This is a genomic window from Pseudomonas sp. HMSC063H08 (genome assembly GCF_001813645.1).
Taxonomy (GTDB): domain Bacteria; phylum Pseudomonadota; class Gammaproteobacteria; order Pseudomonadales; family Pseudomonadaceae; genus Pseudomonas; species Pseudomonas aeruginosa.
This window is the reverse complement of sequence record NZ_KV813614.1, coordinates 1-267: the sequence shown is the minus strand read 5'-3', so window position 1 is coordinate 267 and position 267 is coordinate 1. Positions and strand designations below refer to the sequence as shown.

General features: G+C 68.5%; 1 protein-coding gene. It reads right to left on the bottom strand.

The genetic code is table 11. The annotated features are described in order from the left end of the window. Positions 1-267 (bottom strand): DUF3438 family protein (locus tag HMPREF2924_RS28910; protein WP_141765589.1); only part of this gene is annotated, 267 nt, incomplete at both ends.

Below are 267 nucleotides of genomic sequence, written 5' to 3'. Positions count from 1 at the left end.
AGGCCGCGGCCGCGCGTCACCAGATACACGGTAGTGGTGTCGGAGGCGTCGCCCCGGGGCCCCAAGTACGGGTGCTGGAAGGTCGCGGCGACGAAATTGCCCATCAGGTCCCTGGGATCCAGGGCCAGGTGCTGGGCGCTGGCGTTCTGCAGCTTCACCGCCGTGACGTAGTAGTCGTCCAGCCGCCAGGCGCCCAAGGCGGTAGCCGTGATGGGTAGGCTGGGGAGCAGGGTGGTCAGGTCGAGCTGTCGCTTGACGCGCACCTGA